Raw genomic sequence first — 23,436 nt, 5'->3', positions numbered from 1 at the left:
CCCGGCCTCCGGGGCAGTCCGAAAGGTGAGCGATGCACGGTTTGAAGTCCCTCCTTGGCGCAGTGCTCCTCGTCGCGAGCGCGGCCGGTTGTGCCCGGCGTACTCCGGAAGCGCAGCAGGCCCCTTCCTCTTCCACCACCACCGTGTATGTCGCGCGGCGCGTGCGGACGCTCAATACGGAGCGGCCGATCGCCGAAGCGCTCTCCGTGCGCGCGGGGAAGGTGCTCGCGGTGGGCACCCGGGACGAGGTGCTCGCCGCGGCGGGAGCAGGCGCGCGGGTGGTGGAGCTGGGAGACGTGACGGTGGTGCCCGGCCTCACCGACGCGCACGGACACCTGGCGGGGCTCGGCCAGAGCCTCGCTGGAGTGCGCCTGGAGGGCACGGCCTCGCGTGAGGAGATCCTCGCGCGAGTGACCGCCGCGCCCGCCACGGCGATGCAGGGCGACTGGCTGATCGGCCGGGGGTGGGATCAGAACGACTGGCCGGAGAAGAGCTTCCCCGGCCGGGCCGAGCTGGACGCGAAGCTGCCGAAGACGCCCGTGGTGCTCGAGCGTGTGGATGGCCATGCGCTGTGGGTGAACGGCGAGGCGCTCCGGCGCGCGAAGATTTCGAAGGACACGCCGGACCCGGCGGGAGGCCGCATCCTGCGAGGCCCGGACGGCGAGCCCACGGGCGTGCTCGTGGACAACGCGATGGACCTGGTGCTCGCGGTGGTGCCGCCCCCCACGGACGCCCAGTTGGAGGCGCGGCTCGCCGCGGCGCTCGCGCGCTGCGCGGAGGTGGGGCTGACGGGAGCACACGACGCGGGTATGGACCTGCGCACCTTCCGGCTGCTGCGGCGCTGGGACGAGCAGGGCAAGCTGCCGCTGCGCGTCTACGCGATGGCGGATGGCCAGGGGCCGGACCACGCGACGTACCTGCGCGAGGGCCCCTTCCAGGGACGGATGCTGACGCTGCGCTCGGTGAAGCTGCTGCTGGACGGAGCGCTGGGGAGCCGGGGCGCGGCGCTGCACGAGCCCTACAGTGACGAGCCGGCCCACCGCGGCCTGCTGCTGCTCAAGCCCGAGGAGTACGAGGCGCGGGTGAAGGCCTTCATGTCGCGCGGCTTCCAGGTGGCCACGCACGCGATTGGAGACCGGGCGAACACGCTGGTGCTGGAGACGCTGCTGCGCGAGTCCGAGGCCACGGGGACGCGCCACCTGCGGCACCGGGTGGAGCACGCGCAGATCATGCGGCTGGAGGACATCCAGCGGCTGGGCCAGAGCGGTCTGGTGGCGAGCATGCAGCCCACGCACGCCACGAGCGACATGCCGTGGGCGGAGACGCGCGTAGGGCCCAAGCGCATCCAGGGTGCGTACGCCTGGAAGAAGCTGAAGGAGTCGGGGGCGCCGCTGGCGCTCGGCAGCGACTTCCCGGTGGAGCGGCCGGACGTGGTGCTGGGGCTGTACGCGGCGCGCACGCGGCAGGACGCGGAAGGCCAGCCCGCGAGCGGCTGGTACCCCGAGCAGCGGCTGAGCGGCGAGGAGGCGCTGGAGGGCTTCACGGTGGGGGCGGCCTACGCGGCGTTCGCGGAGAACGAGCGGGGTCGGCTCAAGCCGGGCATGGACGCGGACTTCGTGGCGTTCTCGGTGGACCCGGTGGACGCGTCGCCGGCGGAGCTCTTGAAGGCCCAGGTGAAGCTCACGGTGGTGGCCGGCGCCGAGGTCTACCGGGCCCCGTAGCGCACGGAGGCGGAGCCGGGGCAGGAGAGCCCCGGCTCCTCGACCCTACGCTCGCCCCTTGCCCTTGCCCTTGTCGGCGGGGGGCGTGCCCAGGTTCGCGGTGAAGGACAGAGCCTGGACCTTGCGGTTCACCTCGTCCTGAGCCTCGCGCTTCTCGCGCGCCACCCGCTCCAGCTCGCGGGCGATGAACTCCAGCCGATCCTCCTGCTCGTTCAGCTTCGTCACGAAGCGCTCGGCCAGCTCGCGCTGGGAGGCTCCGCTCTTCAGGGACTCGATGTTGGCCCGGATGCGCTCCTGGTCCTTGAAGAGGTGCGCTCGCTCCTGGGTCAGCCGCTGCTCGTCCTCGTTGAGCCGCGCCACCCGCTCGCGGATGGCGATGACCTCGCGAATGCCCTGCGCCACGCGCTCGTCAATGAAGCCCGAGCTCAGGAAGAAGCCCACCTCGTCCGCGCCGGTGTTCGACAGGTAGTACGAGCGCTGGCCTCCCGAGTACTCGGTGACGGCGAAGTCCTCGCTCGCACCGGCCGCCAGCTCGCGCTTGAAACGCCAGAAGCCGTCCGTCGTCTCATCGGGCTCCTGCGTGTCCTGCAGCTGCCAGCCCGTGCGCGGATGCTCCAGGTACAGCGTCTGCGCCCGCTTCCCCTTGTTGCGCACCAGGTAGTGGGTGCGCCGGAAGTGGTAGAACTCCACCACCAGCGTGCCGCGGTTCACCACCGCCTTGAACACCGGCCCTTCCTCCATCTTGTCTTCCACCGACACCACGCACCCGAGCTCCACCGCGTACGGGACGAAGCGCTTGTCGTCGGGCTTCATCGTGTCGAGCATCGCCTCGCCCACGTACGTGTCCGCCTCCGTCACCGTCACGGGCCCGCCCTCCAGCGTCAGCCCCGTGGTGTTCTTCAGCTCGATGCACGCCATGGGATTCTTCTCGCGCGTGGAGCGGTTGTAGAGCAGCACGCGCCTGCCCTCGAAGGGACGGTGGAGGATGGGCACCAGCGCGCTCTGGTTGCGGTGCACCGTCACCGGGTGGTCCACCCGGTACTCGAAGAGGTCACCCACCTCCTTCGTCAGCGTCTTCACGTCCGCGCTGCGCTCCATGGCCTCGCGCCGTCTCGCGCCCCCCACTACCGCCCCGAAGGTCCGCATGGGCGAGGGAGCCGGTGCGGCCATCGCCGGCATGGCCTTCATCATCTCCATGGGCGCCCCCTCGTCGGCCAGCACCTCTTCCTCGGCCGCCGTCTCGAACGCCTCCTCGGGGATGACGGGTGCCGCGGCCGCTTCCGTGCGCACCTCCACCACGGGCCGCTTCATGTAGCGCGGGTTGTAGAGGTCGTGCACGAAGGACACCGGCAGCCCGGCGATGAGCGCCAGGTCCACGTCCTCCCAGTCCTCGTCCCCCGTGTTATCCACCACCGCCCAGCCCTGCAAGAGCGGCTTCTGCTCCTCGTCCAGGAGGATGCGGTAGCTCGTCTTCCACACCGGCGCTTCCAGCACGTACGAGACGAACAACTCCCGCTCGCCCTCGCCCGCGGTGAGCACGGACAGCCGCTTGGTGTCCTTCTTGTACGAGGACAGCACCGTGGCCAGGTAGAACTCGAGATCCTTGCGCACGGTGTCGTCCAGGAAGACCAGCTCCGCCACGTCCAGCAGATCAAAGCTGCGCAGCGACGCGCCCACCAGCAGCGTCAGGAAGGGCCGGTGCACCGCCACCTCGCCCTGCGCCACCGCCAGGGACTCGAGCCCCACGATGACGCCCTCCACCTGCTGCTCCCGGCCCACCCGCGCACGCACCCGCGCGCCCTTGATTTGTCCCAGCAGCGCCGTGAGGCTCCCTGAGTCCGGAATCCGGATGGTGGCCTCCTGGAGCAGCTGCTCCAGCGGCTTGGTGGAGTCGTAGCTCACCGCCGATACCGAGCCACCCGATAAATCCAACACTGTCATCGACTTCAGGACGTCATTCATGTCCCGTGCCTTGAAGTCGAAGTGAAGTGTTTCACTTCCGTTCACTTTGCCGCGGCGCTCGAAGTAACCAACACCATGCTTGTAGAGGACGACGCGGCGGATGGGCAGGGACGGGGGCATGCGCGCGGCTCCAACGAAAGATGGGACTGAATACACGCCCGGTGTATCAAGTCTCACATGCAAATGCGCCACTCCCCTCTTTCCGTCGCCGCGCTGCTGGGCGCGGCACTGTCCCTCCTCCCGGGCTGCGAGAGCACGAAGTCGAGCGGCCCCTCCCCTTCCGACCCCCAGACCCAGAAGGACGCCCCCGTGCAGACCCAGGACGGCTGGCAGCGCGCCCGCGTGGGCGACCGCGTCACCTACGCCTTCTCCGCCAAGCAGGGCCCCGCGCCCCAAGGCGGCACCGCGCGAGCGCTCAGCGGGCAGGTGACGCTGGAAGTGGAGGCCGTGCAGCAGCCCTGGGTCTGGGTGCGCGTGACCTTCTCCGATGAAGCCGGCAAGCCGCTCGCGCAGACGCGGCTCGCACAGGACCAGCTCATCCCCGTGCGCGCGGACGTGACGCGCCCGCTCGACGTGCCCCATGCGGGCGAGGCCAGCGCCGAGCGCCCCACCACCGCCGGCCGCACCTGGGAGGCCATGCGCTACGTCAGTGATCAGCGCCCCGTGGATGGCCCCCTGCGCACGCGCGTGTACGCCAACGAGCCGGGCCCGCTCTACCTCACCCAGGGCCTGCTCGAGGCGAACACCGAGTCCGCCGGCTTCCGCGTTCCGGGCGGCATCCAGGTCACGCTGCGCGAGTTCCGCGAGGGCTCGGGGACCAACGCCGCCGTGCCCGCGCTGGACAGGCCGCTGGGCCCCGGCGCGTACTACGACCGGCGCGTGGACATGGCCCCCTCGCCCAGCGTGTTCCGCGTGTGCTTCGCCGCCGAGCGCGGCTTCCTCCTGCGCACCGAGGGCCCCATCGACACCAACGCGGCCCCCTGCTCCGACTTCTCCCAGGCCGAGCCGGAGCGCCTCGAGGAGGTGCTGCTGGGCCTGCCCTTCGAGGCGCTGAGTGCGGGTGACTGGCCTCCCACGACCGCCGCGTCTGGCACCCGTGGCACCTTCACGGTGGAGGAGCGCGCGGTGCCCGCCATCACCGTGCAGCGCACCGAGACCTCGGATGGCACCCAGCGCGTCTACTCGGAGACGGTCGCAGCCGATCCGTGGGGGCCGGTGCTCTCGGGCCTGCCCTACGAAGCGCGCTTCCGGACGCTCAACGAGGGCACCGAGCGCGTGCTCGCGGGTGGCAAGCGCGAGCCCGAGGGCAGCAGCCGGCTCGTCCGGTGGGGCACCTGGCTTGGCGGCTCGAAGTAAAGCCCACTGAGCTTCTCGCTCGGACAGCCCACCGCCCCGGCTCCGGGTGGCGGTGGGCAAGCACCACACGCGCTGCGCCTGTGAGACGCTCAGACCGCCTCGGCCGAGAGCTTCACCTCGATGTTGCCCTGGGTGGCCAGCGAGTACGGACACACCTGGTGCGCGGCGTGCATCAGCTCATCGGCCTCCGCCTGCGACACCCCCTCGAGCTTGCCGTGGAGCTCCACCGCCAGGCCGAAGCCGCCCGTCGGGGTCTTCCCGATGGTGGCCTTCGCCGTGATGTGAGCGTCCTTGATCTGCTTCTTCATCTTCCCGGCCACCAGGCGCAGCGCGCCCTCAAAGCACGCCGAATAGCCCGCGGCGAAGAGCTGCTCGGGGTTGGTGGAGCCCGGGGTCTCCGGACCGCCCAGGGCCTTGGGCATGGTGAGCGCCATGTCGATCGTCCCATTGTCTGAGCGGACGCGACCGTTGCGCCCCCCGTGCGAGGTGGCGGTGGCGGTGTAGAGCGGCTGGATGGCGATGGGGGCCATGGGAGGACTCCTCTGAAGGGGACAGCGAGTGGAGTGCCCCTTCTAATCCCCCCACCTCACACGTGCAGAGCCATTCTCCCAGCCAGTACACTGTTCATCAGAATGAAACCCACCTTCTTCGCGACCCCCGCTGAATGGCGCTCATGGCTCGAGAAACATCACGCCCGAGAACCAGAGCTGCTGGTCGGGTTCTATAAGAGGGACTCGGGCAAACCCAGCATCACGTGGCCGGAGTCGGTGGATCAGGCCCTCTGCTTTGGATGGATCGACGGCGTGCGCAAGCGCGTCGACGACGTCAGCTACACCATCCGGTTTACCCCCCGGAAGGCCCGGAGCATCTGGAGCAACGTCAATATCAAACGTGTCCAGGAGCTCACCCGCCTGGGACTCATGCACCCCGCGGGCCTTGAGGCCTTCGAGAAACGCGCGGAGGACAAGTCCGGAATCTACTCGCACGAGCAGAAGGACAACCCCACCTTCACGGAGGAGTACGAGAAGAAGCTGAAGGCGAACAAGAAGGCCTGGACCTTCTTCCAGGCGCAGGCCCCCTGGTACCAGAGATCGGCCACCCATTGGGTGGTGAGCGCCAAGAAGGAAGAGACCCGGCTCAAACGGCTGACCACGCTGATCGAAGACTCAGCGAACGGACGGACCATTCCCCTCCTGACGCGCAAGCCCGGGTCGAAGTGAGCGCTACCGGCGCCCGCGCACCATGCGGCCCTTTGTCAGGTGCGCCACCGCGTCTCCCAGTCCCTCCAACGTCAGCGGGAACATGTCGAAGACGTTCTTCACCGCTTGAATGGTGTTGCCCCGCCACGTCTGCGGAGGCTCCGGGTTGAGCCAGGCGCTGCGCTCGAAGTGCCGCGCCAGCTCCATCAGCCACACCAGCCCCTCCTTGCCGTCCACCGGATCGTAGCGGCCCTCCGCGTTCGTCCGCATCGTCAGCTCGTACGGCGCCATCAACGCGTCGCCCACCACCACCAGCTTGTGGTGCCGCCCCACCTGCCCCAGCAGGTCCGGCACGCTGAGGCCTCCCACGAGGTACGGCGAGTCGAACACGCGCCCATACACGCAGTTGTGGAAGTAGTAGGTGCGCAGCTCCTTGAAGTGCGTGGCCTGCTTGGCCACCGAGAAGAGCCGGCTCACCAGGTGCGCGTACGGGTCCATCGACCCACCCACGTCCATCATCAACACCACGCGCGTGTTGGGCCTGCGCGGCGGGCGCGTCACCACCTCCAGCTCGCCCGCGTTCTTCGCCGTGGCCGCGATGGTGCCCTCCACGTCCAGCTCGTCCGGAACGCCCTCGCGCGCGAAGGCCCGCAGCTTGCGCAGCGCCACCGCCATCTGCCGCGTGTCCAGCACCACGTCGCCCCGGTAGCCCTGGTACCTGCGCGCTCCCGCGAGCTTCATCGCCATGCGGCTTCCCGCGCCCTCCCCGCCCACCCGGAAGCCCTCGCGCGGGTTGCCCGAGTGCCCGAAGGGCGACGCGCCCCCCGTCCCAATCCACTTCGTCCCACCGTCGTGCCGCTCGCGCTGCTCGTCCAACCGCTGCTGGAAGAGCCTCTCCAGCTCCTCCACGTTGAACTGCTCCAGCAGCGCCCGCTCCTCCGGGGTGAGCTCGCGCCGCTCGCGCGCGTCCTTCAGCCACTCCAACAGCTCCTCCGTGAGCTGCTGCCCCGCGCCCTCCATTCCCTTGAAGTGCGCCAGGAAGGCCTGATCGAAGGCGTCCAGGTGCGTCTCCGCGTGCACCAGCAGCGCCCGCGCCACATGGTAGAAGCCGTCCAGGGAGCTGTCGTGCAGCCCGGCCTTCAGCGCTCCCGCCAGCGAGAGCGCCTCCTGCGCGCCCACCGGCACCCCGCGCCGCCGCAACTCGTAGAGGAAGGGCAGGAACATGGCTCGCCCTCGCTCAGGCCTTCGTCCGACGGCCGCGCCCGAAGGCCTCCGCCACCGCCATCAAGTCCTGCTCGCGCTTGAGCAGCGCGCCCAGGAAGGGCAGGTTCTCGTCCAGCTTCATGCTCGTGACGCCGTTGGCCTTCAGCACGGCGATCCAATCCACGAGCTCACTTGTGCTCGGCCGCTTGCGCAGCCGCGTGAAGTTGCGCAGCTCGTAGAAGATGTCGAGCGCCTGCTTCGTCAGCGACTCGTCCAGCCCCGGGTGGTGCACCGCGACGATGCGCCGCATCAGCTCCTGGTCCGGGAAGTCGATGAAGTGGAAGACGCACCGGCGCAGGAAGGCGTCCGGCAGCTCCTTCTCGTTGTTGCTGGTGATGATGACGACGGGACGGTGCGTGGCCACCACGTCCTCGTTCGTCTCGGAGATGCGGAAGCGCATCCGATCCAGCTCGTGGAGCAGGTCGTTGGGGAACTCCACATCCGCCTTGTCCACCTCATCGATGAGCAGCACCACGCGCTCCTTCGAGGCGAAGGACTCGCCCAGCGGGCCCATGCGGATGTAGCGACGGATGTCGCGCACGTCCCCGTCACCGAAGCGCGAGTCGTACAGGCGCTGCACGGTGTCGTAGACATACAGGCCGTCCTGGGCGCGCGTAGTGCTCTTCACGTGCCAGGTGAGCAGGCGCAGCCCCAGGCTCTCGGCAACGGCCTCGGCCAGCAGCGTCTTGCCCGTGCCGGGCTCACCTCGGACCAGCAGCGGACGCTGGAGCGTCAGCGCACAGTTGACGGCGGCCTGCAGGCCCTCGCTGGAGAGGTAGGAATCAGTTCCGCGGAAACGAGAAGGAGAGGACGTCATGGCGTGTCCCTCCCTTTAACACCGCTCCGGCTCCTTCGCCTGCCTGGCGTCCATGCCCACCCCGCCCACCCGCCGTGCATTCGTCCGGCGGGGACGTGAGGTCCGCATGCTCCCGGGGGGACCGGGCAACCCCAGCAAGGGCGCGATATCCAGGTCTGGGGTGGCACGCGAGGACCGGGGCGCTCCCCCCCAGGCGCTAGAGGCAATACGTTCCCCCTACTTTCCGCTTCCACACGACTCACGAGCGAGTATGGCCCACACGCCTCTACGCATCGTCAGCTACAACGTCCGCTACTTCGGACATGCCCTGCGCGGGCTCGCCAGCACGCTGGGGCCCAAGCGGCGGGTCGCGGCGGCCCTGGCCGGGTTGGAGCCGCTACCGGACATCATCTGCCTGCAGGAGGTGGAGACCCAGTCCTTCCGCAGCAGCGTTGCCCACCGGCGCTCTCGCCCTGGCGAGACGCAACTGGAGGCCTTCATGGGGCGCATGGAGGAGACGTTCGCCAACCTCCGCCGGCCCATGCCCTACGAGGCCTTCTACTTCCGCGCCCACCACTACAAGGTGGGGGAGTTCTCGCTCTACACCACCGGGCTGGCCATCATCGTCAACACCCAGCGGCTCTCGGTGGACACCCACAACGTGGACGCGCCCCACCACATCACGCACCACCACGTGCGGATGTTGCGCGAGCGCAAGCAGAGCCGCATCTGCGCGCACATGCGGCTGTTGCGCAAAGAGGACGGACTGCCCCTCCACGTCTTCAACACCCACCTCAGCCTGCCCACGCCCTTCTCGCGTGCCTTCTGGGCCACCCGGGACAAGATGGGCAACGGCATCAACCAGCTCCACGAGGCGCGCGCTCTCTGCACACTGGTGCGGCACCGAGCGGCCGGCGAGCCCTTCATCATCTGTGGGGACTTCAACTCGCCTCCCGCCTCGCCCGTCTTCCACTACTTCTGCGACGAGGCCCGCCTCACCAGCGCTCAAGCGGCGGTAGGCCAGATAGATCCGCGCCTCGCGCGAGGCTTCCCCACCGCCGGCTTCATGCACATGCGCATGCACCTGGACCACATCTTCTCCGGGGAAGGGGTGCGGTGGTTGGACGCTGACGAGACGCGCCCCTTCGGGGACACGCGCAGCCGCTTCCATGGGCTCTCGGATCACATGCCGCTCATCGCGCGCTTCCAACTGGAACCACCGGCCGCGCACGTCGCGCCGCCCTCCCCAGCCTCCAGCGAGCCGTCCGCTCCTCCCGGGGCATGAGCTGCCCCTGCTCCCCCTGCTGCGCAGCAGACAGGCAACCCAAGCCATCGGTCTGTTGCCTGCTTCGCGAGCCGGGCTTCGGCCCTCCGGCATCCGGTTCGGGAGGACTCACGGGTCAGCAAAGCCATAGCCAACCTGTAGGCTCTAAGGAGGTGGCCCTCTCGCACGAAAGGGATGCATGTCTGGCGATGATTTCAGGGTACTGATGGATGCGATGGCGGATCCCCTCGTGGCCTGCGATGGCAACGAGCGCGTCCTCTACCTGAACCCTGCCGCCGAACGCCTGCTTGGCTGGAAGCTGATGGAGCTGGCGGGACAACCCTTCGAACTCCTTGTTCCTCAGCGTCTGCATGCCTTCGATGGGCAGTCTTTCCTGCGCTACCTGCTGAGACGGCGGCGCGCGCTGAGCGGGCGACCCGTTCGGGCCTCCCTGCTGTGCCGGGGTGGACCGGAGCTGGAGCTGGAAGTGACGGTGGGTGCCGCCGAGTCGGAGGGCGGAGAGCGCATCACCGTGGTGCTGCGACGCACGCCCGAGTTCCCCGACTACACCGACGAGCCCCTGGAGCGGCTGTCCTCCGCGGTGCGCACGCGCGCCCTCCACCCGGCCTCCACGGGAGAGCGCGTCTATCAGCTCGTCTTCGAGAACGCGCCCATGGGGCTCTTCCACTTCGACACAACCCCCACCCTCCTGGCGTGCAACGACTACTTCGTGCGCCTCCTGGGCTCTTCCAAGCGGGCGCTCATCGGGTTGAACCTGTTCTCGCTCCAGAACGAGTCCATCATGACCTGCGTGCGCGAGGTGCTCGAGGGACGCCACGCGTCCTACGAAGGGGACTACCGCTCCATCACCGCGGGAAAGGTGACGCCGGTGCGCGTCCACTTCGCGCCCTGCCTCAATGAATGCGGCGAGGTGGAGGGGGGCGTGGGCATCGTCGAGGACGTCACCGAGCAACGCACCGCGGAGGCCGAGCGATCTCGCCTCTTCCGCGAGGCCCAGGAGGCCATCCGCGTGCGCGACGACTTCCTCACCATCGCCTCGCACGAGCTGAAAACACCCCTCACCCCGCTTTCGCTGCGCCTGGCCAGTCTCGAGCGCCGGCTGGAGCGCCACGAGCCGGTGGACCCCACGCTGCTGCGTCACGCGCGTCAGCACCTGGTGCGGTTGGCAGCGCTCATCAACGACTTGTTGGATGCCTCGCGCATCGAGGCGGGCCGGCTCGCGCTGCACTTCGAACCCACCCGGCTGGATTCCATTGTGGAGCGCGCGCTGACGGTGATGGACGCCGAGCGCGGCCAGCACCGCATCGACTACTCGCATCCGGAGGAGCCGGTCCGCATCCGCGGAGACCCGTACCGGCTCGAGCAGGTCATCGCCAACCTGCTGGAGAACGCCCTCAAATACAGCCCCGGGGACAGCACCGTGCGCGTGACGCTGGACGTGCGCGGCGACTTTGCATTGCTCTCCGTAGCGGACGAGGGCATCGGCATCCCCCACGACCAGCAGGAGCAGCTCTTCGAGCGCTACTTCCGCGCCCGGAACGTCTCCGTCACGTCCTACGGCGGACTGGGACTAGGCCTCTACATCAGTCGCGACATCGTGGAGCGCCACGGTGGCCGCATCTGGGTGGAGAGCGAGGTGGGCCGAGGCTCCACCTTCTACGTGGCGCTCCCGCTGCTGTCGGCCGCCAGCCCGACGCCTCCCGAGCCGCGACCGCCTACGGGCTCGTCGCAGCAGGTGCACTGAGGAGCAGTCAACCGCGGGCCAGGTCTGTCTGAATGGCTTCGAACTGCTCCAGGGCTGTGCGCAGGTCCTCCACGATTTCTCCGGCGATGACGTCCGGATCCGGCAGGTTCGCTGAGTCCTCCAGGCTCTCGTCCTTGAGCCAGAAGATGTCCAAGCTCACCTTGTCTCGTTGGAGCAGCTCCTCGTAGGAGTAGGCCCGCCAGCGGCCCGTGGGGTTGTTCTTCTCGGACCACGTGGACTTGCGCGCATGCCGGTTGCCCGGCTTGTAGCACTCCACGAACTCGTTCAGGTCCTCGCGCTTGAGCGGGTTTGCCTTCAAGGTGAAGTGCTGGTTCGTCCGCAGATCGTAGATCCACAGCTTCTGCGTCCAGGGCTTCGCACTGGCCTCCTTGCGCTCGAAGAAGAGGACATTCGCCTTGACGCCCTGCGCGTAGAAGATGCCGGTGGGAAGCCGCAGCAACGTATGCACGTCGCACTCGTGCAGCAGCCTGCGACGGATGGTCTCACCTGCGCCACCCTCGAAGAGGACGTTGTCTGGAATCACCACCGCCGCCCGGCCATTCACCTTCAGCAGCGTCTTCACGTGCTGCACGAAGTTGAGCTGCTTGTTGCTGGTGGTCGCCCAGAAATCCTCCCGGACGATGGTGAGCGCCTGACGCTCCTGCTCGCCCTCCTCGTTCACCACGTTGACGCTCGACTTCTTGCCGAACGGTGGGTTGGTGAGGATGACATCGAAACGCTCACCCGGATCCCCATTGAGCGAATCCTCCACCCGGATGGGCGGAGTCCCGTCGTCACCGATGCCGTGTAGCAGCAGGTTCATGGCGCACAGACGAGCGGTGTTGGGGACGATCTCCCAACCGTGGAGCGCCTCCTTCTTCAAGTGCTTCTTCTGGTCGCGGTCCAGCTTGTTGTTCCGGGCGACGAAGTCATGCGCGGCGAGGAGGAAGCCGCCGGTGCCACAGGCTGGATCGCAGACGGTCTCCTCCGGTTGGGGGGCCACCACCTCGACGACGGCCTGGATGAGCGAGCGCGGTGTGAAGTACTGCCCCGCCCCGCTCTTGGTGTCCTGGGCGTTCTTCTCCAGCAGGCCCTCGTAGGCATCGCCCTTCACGTCCGCGTCGAGCGTCATCCACTCCTCGCGGTCGAGCAGATCCACGATGAGCCGGCGCAACTTGGCGGGATCCTGGATCTTGTTCTGCGCCTTCTGGAAGACGAGGCCCAGCATCCCCTTCTTCTTGCCCAGGGTCTCGAGGATGTGGCGGTAGTGCGTCTCAAGCGCGTCGCCGTCCTTGGCCATGAGGCTCGGCCAGTCGAACCCCTTGGGGACGGGAGACTCGCGGTTGTACGGCGGCCGAGTCTGCTCGTGGGCCATCTTCAGGAACAGCAGGTACGTGAGCTGCTCCACGTAGTCGCCGTAGGACAGGCCGTCGTCGCGCAGGACGTTGCAGTAGTTCCAGAGCCGCTGGACGATTTGCTGGGAGGGGTTGCTCATGATGGGGCTCGCTCGCAGCCGTTCGTATCAGACGGAGCGCCCAGCCGCACCTCCGGAGGCCGGGATAGACTGCGCCCCCTCGACACCTCCATGAGAACGTCCTCGGTTCTTCTCCCGGTCGTACTGCTGGTGACGGTGGCCGCGTGCCGAAGCCATACGGACAGAGGCCCTGGCCCGCGCTTGGCGTTCGCCCTGGAATCACCGGGCACCGGTCCACTGCCCTCCCAGTCTGGAGAAGGCGGACTGGGCCAAAGGGCTTCGACCCACACCGGAGCGGAGGTCCTGGAGGGGACGAAGGAAGTGCGCGCCCAAGCGTGGGCAGCTGCACGAAAGCTCAAGCGCGCGGGAGCGTGGCTGGCCCTGGGGTTACGCGTGGAGGGCGAGCGTGTCCGGCTGCTCGGCCTCCGCACGCACGAGGGAGCGGGCAGTGAGTTGGGAGCGGTGAAAGAGGAGAGCTTCCACAGTCTGCTGGAGTGGGCGGTGTACCGGTATGTGCGCGGCCAGCGCGGCGAGGTGGTGCTGACGCTGCGCCGCGGTGAAGGCCCGTGGCGCGAGGAAGTGGAGTCCACGGGCCCGGTGCTCTCGGCCACTCGGCCCCAGGCGCCCTACGAGGCCTTCCTGCGTCACCAGGGCAAGGCCTTGCAATCCACCGGACTCTCCGAGACGGCACGCCGCGAGGGACTGGCGGCGCTGAAGACACTGGAGCGCGAGGTGCTGCTGCAACCGGAGGAGGCGCTGGAGACAGCACCCTCTCCCCTGGCGCGCTACACGGTGCTGCTGCAAGAGGAGCGGCGACGCGAGGAGCGCTGGCGCTCGGTGCAGCGCAAACTGGCCGACTACGAGGCGTGGGGCACCAGGCTGCTGAGCACCTACGCCCCACCCCCGCGCCGCCTCGCCCCGGGCTACCTCCTGAGCGAGTCTCCTCTGCGCGAGCACTCCCTGCGCGCCCTGGGCAACGCCACCCTCGCCTGGGCCTACGCCCATACGGAGGACCCGGACTTCCTCAAGCGCACCCCGACGAGGTGGCCCTCTACCTGCTCGCGAGCCGCTCGGCCCTGGCCAGCGCGGTGCAACTGGGCCGTCTGGCTCCGGTGCACCTGGATTACAACGAGGCCTTCGACCCGGAGGCCCACCGCGCCGAGGAATTGGTGCTGGAGTTGCTGGTGGGCCTGACACCGGGCGTGGGCGAGCTAACGGACGCGCGGGCGGCCGTCACCGGCCACAGCCTCACCGGCCACGCCCTCACGCGCCCCAGCGCGTGGTGTGTGCACTGGGCGTGCTGCTGCCCTTCGTGACTGGGGCCGTGCTGATGAAGGCCGGTGGGGACGCCGAGCGGCTGGCGTTGCTCACCGGCCGGGGCCTGGGCGAGGTGGAGGTGCTCTCGCGTGTGGCCTCGCACCTGTCACCAGCGGACGCCAAGGAGATTGAGCGCCTGCTGGCACAGGCCTCGCGGGGCCACACCTTTACTGAAGAGGAGTTGCGATTCCTCCAGCGGGTGGCACGCGGCCTGGAGGCGCCCTTGCGAGAGGCAGCCGGGGCCTTGAGGGCGGGCCAGAAGGTGCCGCTGCTGGGCGTGCGCACATTGCCGGACGGCAGCCGGCTGCTGCCCGGCACCCCAGCCCACAAGGCGCAACGCTGGGTGGACTACCAGTTCCGCCACCCGGAAAAGTACCGCCGCTTCTCCTTCCAGTCGGACGCGCACTGGGAGCGCCTCTACGAAACCCTTCTGAAGAACCGGCCCGCGGGCAACGCCTTCGAGGACGCCATCCTCCAGGCCCACCAGTACGAGCGCAACGCCGCCATGATGATGCCGCCACCGGGCAGCCGCGCCCAGGGCTTCATCCCCGACTCGGTGAAGGGCAACCCCACGGAGTTGATATGGGGGCAGCCCTACCCTTTCGTCGAGTCCAAGGCGCGCAAGGTGCTCTCCCTCTCCGGCAACATCAAAGCAATGATTGACTACGTGGACCGGTACGGTGGCCACCTCGAGCTGTGGGTCCGCTCCGCCAGACATCCTGATGGAGCTACGTACCTGTCAGAGCCGCTCCTAGACAAACTGAACGACCTGAAAGAACAAGGCAAGGCAATCCTTCGCCTCTACCCGTGATGTCCATCCAAGACATGTCCACCCGATACCTCGAAACACGCTTCAGGCTTCCCCCCGGACGACCTCCCTGCCCAGTGGTAGGAACGTTTCTCGACCTCATCCTTCGTGATTTTCGTTGGTTTGAGCCCAGGCGTCATGGGTCGGCGGCTCTGGATAAACCCATCGACCCGAGTCGCATCGATCTGGGTGCGCTCGTGGCCCACTTCGAAGAGCATGGAACCTTGTTCGTGGCCGCCCGCACCGATCGGGACTTCATCTCGATTCATCCCATCACCACCGGAGCTCCACCCTACACGGGTTCCATTTCCTGGATGACGTCCGCTACCCAGGCCTCGAAAGCCTCCTGGCGTGCGTCCCATACAAAGCAGGTGCTCGAGGTGATGCGCCTGTTTCAGGTCCCACTGGCCCTGTCCGGCTTGAAGACGGATCTCCATGCAAAGCAATGGCGACTCGTGCACAAGAGCACTCCCATGGAAGGAGGAAAGGAGTTCACCTACTCGGAAGAGGTGCTCACCGTGCCCGATTACAGCAAAGGACTGGCGGGCCTCGTCTGGCGCAACTTCTACGGCCCCCCCTTCGTCCGCATGTTTGGCGAGCGGCTCGACTCACTGCCCCCAGAGTGCCGCCAACCGCTCGGCGAGGAGCTCGTCCTCGTCCAGCCCTACGAACTGCCCACGGAGGCTGGCACCGAAACGGGCATCGCACGTGAGCGCGAGCTCATCTCCCTGCTCGGCCCCGAGTGCTTTTACGACCACGCGCACCACACCCTCCCCACCCGCCGTCCCGTCCTCGACTCCCTCGGCCAGCCCCTTCACTGAGCCGGCTTGCTCAGGGCGTCGCATTGAGAGGGCGCTCCCGCGGGGAGAACGTGGGGCGGCGGCTCTCCTGCTCCACCTTGCTCCGGCGCTCCTCCAGGGCCACCAGGAACAGCCGGATGTTGAGGTTGGGCTGGAGGTTCGGGTCAGTAGACGATGCAGTCGAACTTCTCGAGGACGGCCCGGAGCTCTTCCTCCGTGGTCTCCTGACGGCTGGCGACCGAGGGGGCATGATAGGTCAGCGCTCGGGTCGGAGTCGGTTGGGTGTGCAGTTCCTCGATGATGACGCGGCCAAACCGGCCCGGCCACTGGACGCTGTTGAGCTCACGGCTTCTTCCTATGGGGTCCAGGATGGTGAAGCACGGCCACTTGGGAAAGCGGAGGGTGGCGGGGTCGGAGCCCATGATGCGGCAGCCATCCAGGCGGGCCTCGGTGAAGTCACAGTCCTCGATGGAGCCGTGCTGATACCAGGGCAGGCTGCTGTATTCAGGCCAGTGCCCGAAGTCGCACCCCCTCAGCCGCCCCTTGAAGCGGCAGCCCTTCAGGGACGCGGCCACCCAGCTCTGGTAGTTCTTCAACTCCTGCTTCACCTCGAAGGTGCAGTCAATGAACCGGGCTTGCTTGAGGCTCAGGCGCCGAGCGGACACCTTCAGCACGAGGGTACAGTTCTTCAGCGTCAGGTTGGGGCCGAGGATGTAGTTCGCATCCTTGTCCGTCAGCTCCAACCTCTCGTTTGTGATTTCCCGGTCCGTGAAGACGACGTTCCCGAGCCAATCCATGGCTACCCCTTTCAGAAGGTGAGCATCCGGAAGAGCTCGCCCGCCATGCGCCTGCCCTGACGCGCCAGATTCGAGTCCGTGCCGGAGAGAAGCTCGTACTTGCGGCCCGTCGTCAGGTCAACCACGTCCACTCCCTGGTGTCTGTACCGAAGGCTCCCTCGCAACTGGGCTTTGACCTCTTCGTGCACGAAACGCCCCCGGGCCTCGCGCTCCAGCAATCGCGCCAGCCAGTCCAGGAACTGGAGGAGGTGGCGATGAAGGGAGCTCGCGCTCCAGAGACCGGGATAGACTGCGCGCCCCCTCGACGCGTCCATGAAAACGCCCTCGGTTCTTCTCCCGGTCGTACTGCTGGTGACGGTGGTCGCGTGCCGGAGCCATACGGACAGCGGCCCTGGCCCACGCCTGGCGCTCGCCCTGGAGTCACCGGGCACGGGTCCGCTGGCCTCCACGTCAGGAGACGAGGGCCTGGGCAGGAGGGCCTCGGCCCACACCGGCGCCGAGGTGCCGGAGAGGACGAAGGAGGTGCACGCTCAGGCCTGGGTAGCGGCGCGTGGGCTGAGGCGCGCGGGGGCGTGGCTGGCCCTGGGGTTACGCATGGAGGGCGAGCGTGTCCGGCTGCTCGGCCTCCGCACGCACGAGGGAACGGGCAGTGAGTTGGGAGCGGTGAAAGAGGAGAGCTTCCACAGTCTGCTGGAGTGGGCGGTGTACCGGTATGTGCGCGGCCAGCGCGGCGAGGTGGTGCTGACGCTGCGCCGCGGTGAAGGCCCGTGGCGCGAGGAAGTGGAGTCCACGGGCCCGGTGCTCTCGGCCACTCGGCCCCAGGCGCCCTACGAGGCCTTCCTGCGTCACCAGGGCAAGGCCTTGCAATCCACCGGACTCTCCGAGACGGCACGCCGCGAGGGACTGGCGGCGCTGAAGACACTGGAGCGCGAGGTGCTGCTGCAACCGGAGGAGGCGCTGGAGACAGCACCCTCTCCCCTGGCGCGCTACACGGTGCTGCTGCAAGAGGAGCGGCGACGCGAGGAGCGCTGGCGCGCGGTGCAGCGCAAACTGGCCGACTACGAAGCGTGGGGAAGAAAGCTGCTGGACACCTACGCCCCACCCCCGCGCCGCCTCGCCCCGGGCTACCTCCTGAGCGAGTCGCCCCTGCGCGAGCACTCCCTGCGCGCCCTGGGCAACGCCACCCTCGCCTGGGCCTACGCCCATACCGAGGACCCGGACTTCCTCAAGCGCACCCCCGACGAGGTGGCCCTCTACCTGCTCGCGAGCCGCTCGGCCCTGGCCAGCGCGGTGCAACTGGGCCGTCTGGCTCCGGTGCACCTGGATTACAACGAGGCCTTCGACCCGGAGGCCCACCGCGCCGAGGAATTGGTGCTGGAGTTGCTGGTGGGCCTGACACCGGGCGTGGGCGAGCTAACGGACGCGCGGGCGGCCGTCACCGGCCACAGCCTCACCGGCCACGCCCTCACGCGCCCCCAGCGCGTGGTGTGTGCACTGGGCGTGCTGCTGCCCTTCGTCACTGGGGCCGTGCTGATGAAGGCCGGCGGGGACGCCGAACGGCTGGCGTTACTCACCGGCCGGGGCCTGGGCGAGGTGGAGGTGCTCTCGCGTGTGGCCTCGCACCTGTCACCAGCGGACGCGACGGAGATTGAGCGCCTGCTGGCACAGGCCTCGCGGGGCCACACCTTCACCCTGGAGGAATCGCGCTTTCTCCAGCGGGTGGCTCGCGGCCTGGAAGCACCGTTGCGCGAGGCGGCCGGGGCCCTGCGAGCAGGCCAGAAGGTGCCACTCTTGGGCGTGCGCACGTTGCCGGACGGCAGCCGACTGCTGCCCGGCACCCCAGCCCACAAGGCGCAACGCTGGGTGGACTACCAGTTCCGCCACCCGGAGAAGTACCGCCGCTTCTCCTTCCAGCCGGACGCGCACTGGGAGCGCCTCTACGAAACCCTTCTGAAGAACCGGCCCGCGGGCAACGCCTTCGAGGACGCCATCCTCCAGGCCCACCAGTACGAGCGCAACGCCGCCATGATGATGCCGCCACCGGGCAGCCGCGCCCAGGGCTTCATCCCCGACTCGGTGAAGGGCAACCCCACGGAGTTGGTCTGGGGACAGCCCTATTCCTTCGTCGAGTCCAAGGCTCGCAAGGAACTCCCCCTCTCCGGCAACCTCGAGGCAATGCTCAAGTACGTCGACAAATATGGTGGCCATCTTGAATTGTGGGTCCGCTCCGCCAACCATCCCGATGGAGCTACGCACCTGTCGAAACCACTCCTGGATTTTCTCAGCAGACTGAAGAACCAAAACAAAGCAACCCTGAGACACCATCCGTAGCTCGTCCCTTTGACATGCCTCTAAAATATTTCCAGACTCAGCTTGGACTTCCCCCTGGCCGCCCTTCAGACGTCGTCGTGAGAGAGTTCCTCAACCTCGTTCTCCGCGAATTCAAGTGGTTCGAGCCCAGGCGCTATGGTTCCGTATCGCTCTCAGAGACCATTGACCCGGCCCGCCTGGATCTCGGCGCTCTCGTTGCCTATTACGAAGAGAATGGCCACCTGTGTGTGGCGGCACGCACGGACCGGGACTTCTTCTGGATTCATCCCACCTCTACAGGCGCTCCTCCCTACACGGGCGCAATCACATGGACGACGTCCGCCAGCTTCACCTCGAAAGCCTCCTGGCGCGCAGCCCATGGTGTGCAGGTGATTGAGCTCATGCGACTCGTCCGTTCCCCTCTGGCCCTGGCCGGCCTGGACGCGGAGCTTCATGCCAGGCAATGGCGACTCGTGCACAAGAACATTCCCGCGCAAGGAAAGCCATTTACCTACTCGGAAGAGGTGTCTACCGTGCGCGACTACAGCGAAGGACTCCCGGGACTCGTCTGGCGCAACTTCTACGGCCCTCCTTTCGTCCGCATGTTCGGCGAGCGGCTCGACTCTCTGCCCCCCGGGTGCAGCCAACCGCTCGGCGAGGAGCTCGTCCTCGTCCAGCCCTACGAACTGCCCACGGAAGCTGGCACCGAAACGGGCATTGCTCGTGAGCGCGAGCTCATCTCCCTGCTCGGCCCCGAGTGCTTCTACGACCACGCGCACCACACCCTCCCCACCCGCCGCCCCGTCCTCGACTCCCTCGGCCAGCCCCTTCACTGAGGAGTAGACTGCGCGCCCCCCTCGACGCGTCCATGAGAACACCCCCGGTTCTTCTCCCACTCGTACTGCTGGTGACGGTGGCCGCGTGCCGAAGCCACACGGGCAGCGGCCCTGGCCCGCGCCTGGCGCTCGCCCTGGAGTCACCGGGCACGGGCCCGCTGGCCTCCCAGCATGGGGAGGGGAGCCTGGGCAGGAGGGCCTCGGCCCACACCGGCGCCGAGGTGCTGGAGGGGACGAAGGAGGTGCGCGCCCAAGCGTGGGCAGCGGCGCGTGGGCTGAGGCGCGCGGGGGCGTGGCTGGCCCTGGGGTTACGCATGGAGGGCGAGCGTGTCCGGCTGCTCGGCCTCCGCACGCACGAGGGAACGGGCAGTGAGTTGGGAGCGGTGAAAGAGGAGAGCTTCCACAGTCTGCTGGAGTGGGCGGTGTACCGGTATGTGCGCGGCCAGCGCGGCGAGGTGGTGCTGACGCTGCGCCGCGGTGAAGGCCCGTGGCGCGAGGAAGTGGAGTCCACGGGCCCGGTGCTCTCGGCCACTCGGCCCCAGGCGCCCTACGAGGCCTTCCTGCGTCACCAGGGCAAGGCCTTGCAATCCACCGGACTCTCCGAGACGGCACGCCGCGAGGGACTGGCGGCGCTGAAGACACTGGAGCGCGAGGTGCTGCTGCAACCGGAGGAGGCGCTGGAGACAGCACCCTCTCCCCTGGCGCGCTACACGGTGCTGCTGCAAGAGGAGCGGCGACGCGAGGAGCGCTGGCGCGCGGTGCAGCGCAAACTGGCCGACTACGAAGCGTGGGGAAGAAAGCTGCTGGACACCTACGCCCCACCCCCGCGCCGCCTCGCCCCGGGCTACCTCCTGAGCGAGTCGCCCCTGCGCGAGCACTCCCTGCGCGCCCTGGGCAACGCCACCCTCGCCTGGGCCTACGCCCATACCGAGGACCCGGACTTCCTCAAGCGCACCCCCGACGAGGTGGCCCTCTACCTGCTCGCGAGCCGCTCGGCCCTGGCCAGCGCGGTGCAGCTAGGCCGTCTGGCTCCGGTGCACCTGGATTACAACGAGGCCTTCGACCCGGAGGCCCACCGCGCCGAGGAATTGGTGCTGGAGTTGCTGGTGGGCCTGACACCGGGCGTGGGCGAGCTAACGGACGCGCGGGCGGCCGTCACCGGATTCGGCTTCACCGGCCATACCCTCACGCGCCCCCAGCGCGTGGTGTGTGCACTGGGCGTGCTGCTGCCCTTCGTCACTGGGGCCGTGCTGATGAAGGCCGGTGGGGACGCCGAGCGGCTGGCGCTGCTCACCGGCCGGGGCCTGGGCGAGGTGGAGGTGCTCTCGCGTGTGGCCTCGCACCTGTCACCAGCGGACGCCAAGGAGATTGAGCGCCTGCTGGCACAGGCCTCGCGGGGCCACACCTTCACCCTGGAGGAATCGCGCTTTCTCCAGCGGGTGGCTCGCGGCCTGGAAGCACCGTTGCGCGAGGCGGCCGGGGCCCTGCGAGCAGGCCAGAAGGTGCCACTCTTGGGCGTGCGCACGTTGCCGGACGGCAGCCGGCTGCTGCCCGGCACCCCAGCCCACAAGGCGCAACGCTGGGTGGACTACCAGTTCCGCCACCCGGAGAAGTACCGCCGCTTCTCCTTCCAGCCGGACGCGCACTGGGAGCGCCTCTACGAAACCCTTCTGAAGAACCGCCCAGCGGGCAACGCCTTCGAGGACGCCATCCTCCAAGCTCACCAGTACGAGCGCAACACCGCCATGATGATGCCGCCACCGGGCAGCCGCGCCCAAGGCTTCATCCCCGACTCGGTGAAGGAAAACCCCACGGAACTGGTCTGGGGACAGCCCTACTCCTTCGTCGAGTCCAAGGCTCGCAAGGAACTCTCCCACTCCGGCAATCTCAAGGCGATGATTGATTACGTGAACCAATACGGTGGCCACCTCGAACTGTGGGTCCGCTCCGCCAGACATCCCGATGGGGCTACGCACCTTTCCGAGCCCCTCCAAAGAGAATTGACCCGTCTATCACGTCAGCGCAAGGCAACCATTCGACGTCATCCGTGATCCCATTCACAACATGCCCGTGAAATACATCGATACGAATTTTGATCTTCCACCCGAAAGACCATCCTGCGCGGTGGTGGAGAGATTTCTAGCTCTCGCTCTTCGTGAGTTTCGATGGTTCGAGCCCAGGCGCTATGGGTCCTCGGCCTTGGATAAGGCCATTGAGCCGAGCCGCATGGATTTGGGTGCGCTAGTGGCCCACTATGAAGAGCATGGAACACTGTTCGTGGCGGCCCGCACGGATCGGGACTTCATCTCGATTTATCCCATCATGACCGGTGCTCCTCCCTACACGGGTGCTATTTCTTGGCTGGCTTCCGCGAGCCATGCATCGAAAGCCGCATGGCGTGCGTCCCATACAAAGCAAGTGCTCGAGGTGATGCGCCTGTTTCAGGTTCCGCTGGCGCTTGCCGGGCTGAAAACGGATCTTCATACCAAGCAGTGGCTGCTCGTCCACAAGAGCACTCCCATGGAAGGAGGAAAGGAGTTCACCTACTCGGAAGAGGTCCCCACCGTGCCCGATTACAGCAAAGGACTGGCGGGTCTCGTCTGGCGCAACTTCTACGGCCCCCCCTTCGTCCGCATGTTCGGCGAGCGACTCGACTCACTGCCCCCCAATTGCCGCAAAACGCTTGGAGAGGAGCTCGTCCTCGTCCAGCCCTACGAGCTGCCCACGGAGGCTGGCACCGAGGCGGGCATTGCACGCGAGCGCGAGCTCATCTCCCTGCTCGGCCCCGAGTGCTTCTACGACCACGAGCACCACACCCTCCCCACTCGCCGCCCCGTCCTGGACTCCCTCGGCCAGCCCCTTCACTGAGGATTCATCCCTCGCGCCACGGTTGGAAGCGCACGGCCGCCGTAAGTCCCGCCCCTCCCAGTCCATCGCGCAAGACGTCTGCCCCCATGTGATTCGCGAGCGAGCGGACATCAGCTCACGTCCTGGGCTCCAGGCGGGCGAGCGAGTGCTCAGGTCCGTGTACCGCAGGCCCGTTGCCCGGTACTCGCCCCCACCCCAGGGTTGGAAGATGACAGCGCTCTCACGGAGGCGGAGCATGCTCACGGTATTCACCTTTGGCGATTCGGTCCTCGACTGTGGCCACTACAACCGTTACGGCGTCTCGCCCGGCGAGCTGCTGGTGCGCAACCGGGATGACCTCTTCCCCGAGTTCCGCGGACAGGACCTGAGCACACTCGGGGGTGGGCGACTCGAACAGCTCGCACAGGATGGGGGGACGGTGAACTCCCTTCCGCGCCAGCTGCGCGGGGTGAAGAGCCACGGGCCTGCGGTGGCGCTCGTCTCGGTAGGCGGCAACGACCTGCTCCAGGGCCTACTCCTGGACGCGGGCCCTGGCTTCGAGGAGTTCCGGCGCAAGCTCTCCGCCTTCCTCACGGCGTTGCCCATCCGCCCGGTGCTCATCGCGAACGTGTACGACCCCACGGTGGGTGATGACCGCCACAACTTCACCGGCGTGCCGGTGGAGCGGGCTCGCGGCAACCACCAGAGGATGAACAACCTCATCTCCGAGCTCGCCTCGGAGCACGGCGTCCTCGTCGATCTGCACAGGCACTTCCTCGAGGGCGACGCCTCCTGGTTCACCTCCACGATCGAGCCCAGCCTGCGTGGCGCCTCCGAGGTGCGGCGCTGCTTCTGGAGGGAGCTGGTGAAGCTCCGCCCCGCCGGAGTCGAAGCGGCGCCCTGATGCGGGTGTGCCGCGCA

The 23,436-nt window shown here is 67.8% G+C and carries 20 protein-coding genes; 13 read left to right on the top strand and 7 right to left on the bottom strand.

Going from position 1 to position 23,436, the window contains the following annotated elements; all coding sequences use genetic code 11:
* Window positions 1-32: 32 nt before the first annotated feature.
* Window positions 33-1,721 (top strand): amidohydrolase, encoded by a 1,689-nt coding sequence (locus F0U60_RS05725; protein WP_395815057.1) that lies wholly within the window; start codon window positions 33-35, stop codon window positions 1,719-1,721.
* A gap of 45 nt (window positions 1,722-1,766) precedes the next feature.
* Here the strand turns inward: F0U60_RS05725 and F0U60_RS05720 are convergent, their stop codons facing one another.
* Window positions 1,767-3,803, bottom strand: a complete 2,037-nt coding sequence (locus tag F0U60_RS05720) for a hypothetical protein (RefSeq protein ID WP_395815054.1) — start codon at window positions 3,801-3,803, stop codon at window positions 1,767-1,769.
* A gap of 57 nt (window positions 3,804-3,860) precedes the next feature.
* Between F0U60_RS05720 and F0U60_RS05715 the strand changes: the two genes are divergently transcribed.
* A complete protein-coding gene (locus tag F0U60_RS05715; protein ID WP_395815051.1) occupies window positions 3,861-5,039 on the top strand; it encodes a DUF6068 family protein in 1,179 nt (392 codons plus the stop codon).
* Window positions 5,040-5,128: 89 nt separating this feature from the next.
* On the opposite strand, the gene F0U60_RS05710 is transcribed toward F0U60_RS05715, so the two are convergent.
* On the bottom strand, window positions 5,129-5,569 hold the full coding sequence (locus F0U60_RS05710; protein ID WP_395815048.1) for an organic hydroperoxide resistance protein: 441 nt from the start codon (window positions 5,567-5,569) through the stop codon (window positions 5,129-5,131).
* 102 nt (window positions 5,570-5,671) lie between these two features.
* Between F0U60_RS05710 and F0U60_RS05705 the strand changes: the two genes are divergently transcribed.
* The gene (locus tag F0U60_RS05705) at window positions 5,672-6,259 is read left to right on the top strand and encodes a YdeI family protein (RefSeq protein WP_395815045.1); all 588 of its coding nucleotides are present in this window, start codon (window positions 5,672-5,674) and stop codon (window positions 6,257-6,259) included.
* Between the two features lie 3 nt (window positions 6,260-6,262).
* Here F0U60_RS05705 and F0U60_RS05700 read toward each other — a convergent pair whose 3' ends face one another.
* Both F0U60_RS05700 and F0U60_RS05695 read right to left on the bottom strand, forming a co-directional pair.
* Window positions 6,263-7,462: a VWA domain-containing protein gene (locus F0U60_RS05700; RefSeq protein ID WP_395815042.1), complete on the bottom strand. Its 1,200-nt coding sequence runs from the start codon at window positions 7,460-7,462 to the stop codon at window positions 6,263-6,265.
* Window positions 7,463-7,475: 13 nt separating this feature from the next.
* Window positions 7,476-8,318: an AAA family ATPase gene (locus tag F0U60_RS05695; protein ID WP_395815039.1), complete on the bottom strand. Its 843-nt coding sequence runs from the start codon at window positions 8,316-8,318 to the stop codon at window positions 7,476-7,478.
* A 250-nt stretch (window positions 8,319-8,568) separates the two neighbouring features.
* Between F0U60_RS05695 and F0U60_RS05690 the strand changes: the two genes are divergently transcribed.
* Both F0U60_RS05690 and F0U60_RS05685 read left to right on the top strand, forming a co-directional pair.
* Window positions 8,569-9,582: an endonuclease/exonuclease/phosphatase family protein gene (locus tag F0U60_RS05690; protein ID WP_395815036.1), complete on the top strand. Its 1,014-nt coding sequence runs from the start codon at window positions 8,569-8,571 to the stop codon at window positions 9,580-9,582.
* A 178-nt stretch (window positions 9,583-9,760) separates the two neighbouring features.
* Window positions 9,761-11,326 carry an ATP-binding protein gene (locus F0U60_RS05685; RefSeq protein ID WP_395815033.1) on the top strand — a complete coding sequence of 522 codons (1,566 nt, stop codon included), beginning with the start codon at window positions 9,761-9,763 and terminating at the stop codon, window positions 11,324-11,326.
* 7 nt (window positions 11,327-11,333) lie between these two features.
* Here the strand turns inward: F0U60_RS05685 and F0U60_RS05680 are convergent, their stop codons facing one another.
* Window positions 11,334-12,821 carry an N-6 DNA methylase gene (locus tag F0U60_RS05680; RefSeq protein ID WP_395815030.1) on the bottom strand — a complete coding sequence of 496 codons (1,488 nt, stop codon included), beginning with the start codon at window positions 12,819-12,821 and terminating at the stop codon, window positions 11,334-11,336.
* A gap of 300 nt (window positions 12,822-13,121) precedes the next feature.
* Between F0U60_RS05680 and F0U60_RS05675 the strand changes: the two genes are divergently transcribed.
* The 3 genes from F0U60_RS05675 (at window position 13,122) to F0U60_RS05665 (ending at window position 15,746) form a co-directional block, all read left to right on the top strand.
* Window positions 13,122-13,994, top strand: a complete 873-nt coding sequence (locus F0U60_RS05675) for a hypothetical protein (protein WP_395815027.1) — start codon at window positions 13,122-13,124, stop codon at window positions 13,992-13,994.
* Window positions 13,995-14,097: 103 nt separating this feature from the next.
* Window positions 14,098-14,928, top strand: coding sequence for a hypothetical protein (locus F0U60_RS05670; protein WP_395815024.1), 831 nt, complete (start codon window positions 14,098-14,100; stop codon window positions 14,926-14,928).
* 227 nt (window positions 14,929-15,155) lie between these two features.
* A complete protein-coding gene (locus F0U60_RS05665; RefSeq protein WP_395815021.1) occupies window positions 15,156-15,746 on the top strand; it encodes a hypothetical protein in 591 nt (196 codons plus the stop codon).
* Window positions 15,747-15,889: 143 nt separating this feature from the next.
* Here the strand turns inward: F0U60_RS05665 and F0U60_RS05660 are convergent, their stop codons facing one another.
* Complete coding sequence (locus F0U60_RS05660) at window positions 15,890-16,522, bottom strand: hypothetical protein (protein ID WP_395815018.1); 633 nt, start codon at window positions 16,520-16,522, stop codon at window positions 15,890-15,892.
* 11 nt (window positions 16,523-16,533) lie between these two features.
* The gene (locus tag F0U60_RS05655) at window positions 16,534-16,836 is read right to left on the bottom strand and encodes a hypothetical protein (protein ID WP_395815015.1); all 303 of its coding nucleotides are present in this window, start codon (window positions 16,834-16,836) and stop codon (window positions 16,534-16,536) included.
* Between F0U60_RS05655 and F0U60_RS05650 the strand changes: the two genes are divergently transcribed.
* The 5 genes from F0U60_RS05650 to F0U60_RS05630 all read left to right on the top strand — a co-directional run bounded on the left by F0U60_RS05650 (window position 16,835) and on the right by F0U60_RS05630 (window position 23,419).
* Window positions 16,835-18,853: a hypothetical protein gene (locus F0U60_RS05650; RefSeq protein ID WP_395815012.1), complete on the top strand. Its 2,019-nt coding sequence runs from the start codon at window positions 16,835-16,837 to the stop codon at window positions 18,851-18,853. The two genes, F0U60_RS05655 and F0U60_RS05650, sit on opposite strands and share 2 nt — an antisense overlap.
* A 380-nt stretch (window positions 18,854-19,233) precedes the next feature.
* Entirely contained in the window at window positions 19,234-19,668 is a 435-nt protein-coding gene (locus F0U60_RS05645) for a hypothetical protein (protein WP_395815009.1), read from the top strand.
* 32 nt (window positions 19,669-19,700) lie between these two features.
* Window positions 19,701-21,719 carry a hypothetical protein gene (locus tag F0U60_RS05640; protein ID WP_395815007.1) on the top strand — a complete coding sequence of 673 codons (2,019 nt, stop codon included), beginning with the start codon at window positions 19,701-19,703 and terminating at the stop codon, window positions 21,717-21,719.
* A gap of 469 nt (window positions 21,720-22,188) precedes the next feature.
* Entirely contained in the window at window positions 22,189-22,536 is a 348-nt protein-coding gene (locus tag F0U60_RS05635) for a hypothetical protein (protein ID WP_395815004.1), read from the top strand.
* Between the two features lie 235 nt (window positions 22,537-22,771).
* Window positions 22,772-23,419 (top strand): SGNH/GDSL hydrolase family protein, encoded by a 648-nt coding sequence (locus F0U60_RS05630; RefSeq protein ID WP_395815001.1) that lies wholly within the window; start codon window positions 22,772-22,774, stop codon window positions 23,417-23,419.
* Window positions 23,420-23,436 lie beyond the last annotated feature (17 nt).

It is taken from the genome of Archangium minus (genome assembly GCF_044360475.1).
GTDB lineage: Bacteria > Myxococcota > Myxococcia > Myxococcales > Myxococcaceae > Archangium > Archangium minus.
Note: the sequence above shows the minus strand (reverse complement) of the source record. Positions and strands in the feature narration are given on the sequence as shown.